The organism is Methylobacterium sp. WL116, assembly GCF_008039455.1.
Taxonomy (GTDB): Bacteria; Pseudomonadota; Alphaproteobacteria; order Rhizobiales; family Beijerinckiaceae; genus Methylobacterium.
On record NZ_VRUV01000579.1, the window covers coordinates 1 to 2668 of the forward strand.

The 2668-nt window shown below is 73.5% G+C and carries 2 protein-coding genes; one reads left to right on the forward strand and one right to left on the reverse strand.

Features of this window, described 5'->3' with window-relative positions:
- The coding region (locus FV223_RS24755) for a 2'-deoxycytidine 5'-triphosphate deaminase (RefSeq protein WP_147729445.1) at positions 1–949 on the forward strand (949 nt) is incomplete at its 5' end.
- Positions 950–960: 11 nt separating this feature from the next.
- Here FV223_RS24755 and FV223_RS24760 read toward each other — a convergent pair.
- Positions 961–2556 carry a gamma-glutamyltransferase family protein gene (locus tag FV223_RS24760; protein WP_147729446.1) on the reverse strand — a complete coding sequence of 532 codons (1596 nt, stop codon included), beginning with the start codon at positions 2554–2556 and terminating at the stop codon, positions 961–963.
- Positions 2557–2668: the final 112 nt, after the last annotated feature.

Below are 2668 nucleotides of genomic sequence, written 5' to 3' on the forward strand. Positions count from 1 at the left end.
GGCCTGGCGCGTGCGCACCAGCTTCCTGCCGGGCGCGGCGCGGGCGGTCTCGGCCTGCGTCGAGCGGCTGGCGTTCCACGAGATCGACCTGCGGCCCGGCGCGGTCCTGGAGACCGGTTGCGTCTACATCGCCGAGCTGCAGGAATCCCTGGCGCTGCCCGAGGACCTCGCGGCGGCGGCCAACCCCAAGAGCTCCACCGGGCGGATCGACGTGTTCACCCGCGTTATCACCGACCGGGCGGAAGCGTTCGACCAGGTCGGGGCCGGCTATCGCGGGCCGCTCTACGCCGAGATCTCGCCGCGCACCTTCCCGGTCCTGGTCCGCACCGGCTCGCGCCTGTCGCAGATCCGCTTCCGACGCGGCATCGTGCGTCTGCGCGACGACGAGCTGGTCGCGCTGCACGCGCGCGCGCCGCTGGTGACCGCGGCGGCGCCGTCCTTCCAGGGGGGCGTCGCCGTCTCGGTCGATCTCGCCGGGTTCGACGGGCTGATCGGCTACCGGGCCAAGCGCCATACCGGCCTCGTGGACGTCGACGCGCCCGGGCGCCACGCGGCGGCCGAGTTCTGGGAGCCGCTGCCGGCCGACGGGTCCGGGTCGCTGATCCTCGATCCCGGCCAGTTCTACATCCTGGCCTCGAAGGAATCGGTGCAGGTGCCGCCCGACCACGCCGCCGAAATGGTGCCGTTCGACCCGCTCGTCGGCGAGTTCCGGGTGCATTACGCCGGCTTCTTCGATCCCGGCTTCGGCTATGCCGGCGCCGGCGGCACCGGCGCGCGCGCGGTGCTGGAGGTCCGCTCCCGCGACGTGCCGTTCCTGCTCGAGGACGGCCAGATCGTCGGCCGGCTCGTCTACGAGCGCATGGAGGCGGTGCCGCTGATGCTCTACGGCGCCGGCGCCGGCTCGAACTATCAGGCGCAAGGGCTGAAGCTGTCCAAGCACTTCGCCTGAAGCGCCCGGACTCAGTATCCCAGCGCGCTGCCGTCCTTGCGCGGGTCCGAGCCGGCCGACAGCATGCCGGCTTCGCGGTCGATCCAGATCACCTGCCCGCCGCCGAGGGGGAGGGGAGCGGCGACCGCGTCGTGGCCGCGGTCCCTCAGGCCGCCGACGAGGCCGGAAAGGCCGCCCTCGACCTCGAGCGTGCCGCCGTAGGCGAAGCTGCGCGGCGCATCGAGCGCCTCCTGCGAATCGAGGCCGCGGTCGATCAGGCCGGTCAGCAGCTCGACATGGCCCATCGCCTGGTAGTGCCCGCCCATCACGCCGAAGGGCGCGACCGCGCGGCCGTCCCGCATCAGCATGCCGGGGATGATCGTGTGCATCGGGCGCTTGGACGGGCCGATCGTGTTGGGGTGGCCGGCCTCCGTGCGGAACGACAGGCCGCGGTTGTGCAGCAGCACGCCGCTCGACGGCCCAAGGATGCCCGAGCCGAAGCCCTGGAAGATCGAGTTGATCAGCGAGATCGCGTTGCCGTCCCGGTCGACCACGCAGAGGTAGACCGTGTCCTTGTGCGCGCGGGCCGCGAGCTCGGCGCGGATCTCGGGATAGAGCACCGGCACCTGCGCGCGGGCCATGTCGATCGCCCCGTGGGCGGCCGCCTGCCAGGCGTCGGAGAGCAGGTGCTCGACCGGGATCGCCTGGAGCTCGGGATCGCCGAACAGGGCGTCGCGGTGGTGGTAGCCCTGCTTGCACGCCTCCGCGAAGAGGTGGACCCGGTCGAGGTCGGAGAGCCCGGCGACGTCGAAGGGCTTCAGCACGTTGAGCATCATCAGCGCCGCCAGACCCTGCCCGGCGGGCGGGCATTCGTAGACGTCGTAGCCGCGGTAGCGGGTGCTGATCGGGGTGACGACGTCCGGCGCGGCGCTCGCGAAATCCTCCAGGGTGTGGAGGCCGCCGCGCTCGCACAGGCGGCTCACGAGATCCTCGGCCACCGGCCCCTCGTAGAAGCCGCGCGCGCCCTCGCCGGCGATCCGCCGGAGGGTCGCGGCCAGCTTCTCGAGCCGCACCACGGTGCCGACAGCCGGCGCCCGGCCGTCGATCAGGTAGGTCGCCGCCGCGTGCGGATCGCCGGCGACCCGGCCGATGCTGCGCGCCCAGTCCCACCCGACCCGCGGCTGAACGGGAAAGCCGTCCTCGGCCAGCCGGATCGCCGGCTGCAGCAGCTCGCCGAGGGAGCGGGTGCCGTGGTCCTCGACGAGCCTCTGCCACGCCGCCACCGCGCCGGGCACGGTCACCGCATGCGCGGAATCTGGCTCGATCGCGACGCCGTTCTCGCGGTACCACGCGTCGTCGGCGGCCGCCGGGCTGCGGCCGGAGCCGTCGATCGCGATCGGCACCGACGCGCCGTTGGGCGCATACAGGGCGAAGCAGTCGCCGCCGATGCCGGTCATCAGCGGGTCGACGACGCATTGCACCGCCACCGCGGCGATCGCCGCGTCGACGGCGTTGCCGCCCGCGCGCAGGGTCTCGATCGCCACCAGCGTCGAGGCCGGGTGCGAGGTCGCGACCGCGGCGTTGGCGGCGTAGACGGGCGAGCGGCCCGGTCCCTCGAAGTTCCTCATGGGCGATCCTCAGCTTCTCGTGACGACCCAGTGGCCGGGCGCGACCTCGACGAGGTCGCCGCCCTCGGCGATGGGGGAGGCGGGCCGGGCCTGCTCCGCGGCGAGGCGGGCG

What these genes read in the sequence shown, in the direction of transcription:
- FV223_RS24760 (WP_147729446.1), bottom strand. Translation starts at nt 2,556, where the DNA reads ATGAGGAACTTCGAGGGACCGGGCCGCTCGCCCGTCTACGCCGCCAAC.